Raw genomic sequence first — 1,731 nt, 5'->3', positions numbered from 1 at the left:
CGCCCCCGACACCGACCCCTCCCGGCTACTCCTGCTTGGTCACCCGGGGGTGGGTGGCGAGCAGGCGCCCCGCCAGCTCGTGCAGGGTCCTGACCTCCTGTTCCGACAGCGTGGCGAAGAACTCCGACTCCGCCTCGGCGACGGTCTCGCGGGCCTCCTCCAGGATGCGCGCCGCCTTCTCCGTCGTCGTCACGATGTAGCGCCGCCGGTCCCGGGGGTTGCGCTCCCGGACGGCGAGCCCCTGCTCCTCCAACCTGTCGACGAGCCCCACCATCACGTTGGGATCCACGCCCAGGACCCGGCTCAGCTCCTTCTGGGAGGGGTTGGACATCGACGCCGCCGCGGACAGGACGTGGAACTCGCGCGAGGAGATCTGCTGGGGTCCGAAGATCGACGCGGTGGTCGCCTGGGCCAGTTCGCCCAGCTTGATCAGCCGGAAACCGGTCGTGTGCCACAGGGGGGTGTCCCACTCGGCCGCGTTCTCCATAACTCGGTCACCCTCACTCCATAAATAATCACGAGTAATGATTATAGATCAACTATATAATATTTGGGATGTGAAACCATGGCGGACACCCACACCACACCGCTCCCGGGGAGGGAGAGGGCCCTGGTCACCGGCGCGACCGGTCTCCTGGGCAGCAACATCGTGCGACTCCTGCTGAAGCAGGGGCAGGAGGTCGTCGCCCTGGTCCGCGACCTGGACCGCGCCCGTACGCTACTCCCCGCCGATCCCCGCCTGCGCCTGGCCCCGGGCGATGTCACCGACCCCGACTCCTACCGGACCCTCTTCGCGGGGGTGGACGAGGTCTTCCACACCGCCGCCTACTTCCGCGAGTACTTCCAGGACCCCTCCCTCACCGAGCCCCTGGAGCGGGTCAACGTCACCGGGACGCGCCTGGTCCTGGCCGCGGCGGCCGAGGCGGGGGTGCCGGTGTTCGTCCACACCAGCTCCATCAACACGCTGGCGCTGCGCGGGCCCGAACAGCCCGCCGACGAGTCGACCCCGCCCCCGGAGAAGTACGCGGGGCTCCGGGTCTCGGAGTGCTACCCCTCCAGCAAGGTCCGCGCCGAGCGGGCCGTGGACGAGATGATCCGATCGGGGCGGACCGGGTCCACCCGCGTCTCGGTGGTCCTGCCGGGGTGGATGTGGGGGCCCGGCGACGCCGGTCCCACCTCCTCGGGGCGCCTCTTCCTCGGCGTGGCCAAGGGGGCGGTCAAGGCGGTGCCCCGGCTGTCCAACTACGTGGTGGACGCCCGCGACGTGGCGTTCGCCTGCGTGGCCGCCGCCCGCGTGGGCCGGCACGACCGCTACGTGGTGGCCGGGGTCAAGCGGTCCGTGCCGGGGCTGACCGGGGTGGTCGCCACCGAGACGGGCGTGCGCCCGCCCCGGGCGGTCCCGGCCGGGCTGGCACTGGCCGCGGCGTCGCTCATGGAGCTCCAGGCCCGTCTGGGCGGCGGCGAGCCGACGGCGACCCGCGCCGGGGTGCGGGTCCTGCGCGAGGGCGAGGACCGGCACATCACCTCGGGGCTGGCCGAGCGGGACCTGGGCGTGGAGTTCCGCTCCGTCGCCGAGACCGTCGCCGCGACGGGCGCCTGGTACCGGCAGCAGGGGACGCTGCCCGCGGGGCCGCTCCGGGCGGCCACCGTCCGCTGAACGGCGGCGGGGGGGGGGGGGGGGGGGCCCCCCCCCCCCCCCCCCCCCCCCGCCCCCGCCCCCCCCCCCCCCCC

At 73.4% G+C, this 1,731-nt stretch carries 2 protein-coding genes; one reads left to right on the top strand and one right to left on the bottom strand.

All coding sequences use genetic code 11. The features are described 5' to 3' along the window. Positions 1-25 precede the first annotated feature (25 nt). Positions 26-487, bottom strand: coding sequence for a MarR family winged helix-turn-helix transcriptional regulator (locus tag ACWGL3_RS32170; protein WP_267949177.1), 462 nt, complete (start codon positions 485-487; stop codon positions 26-28). A 78-nt stretch (positions 488-565) separates the two neighbouring features. Here ACWGL3_RS32170 and ACWGL3_RS32165 point away from each other — a divergent pair, with 78 nt between their 5' ends. Continuing rightward, positions 566-1,657: an NAD-dependent epimerase/dehydratase family protein gene (locus ACWGL3_RS32165; RefSeq protein WP_452462160.1), complete on the top strand. Its 1,092-nt coding sequence runs from the start codon at positions 566-568 to the stop codon at positions 1,655-1,657. Positions 1,658-1,731 lie beyond the last annotated feature (74 nt).

It is taken from the genome of Nocardiopsis sp. NPDC055824 (assembly GCF_053616335.1).
The sequence above is the reverse complement of the archived record's forward strand: the minus strand, read 5'-3'. Positions and strand labels throughout refer to the sequence as shown.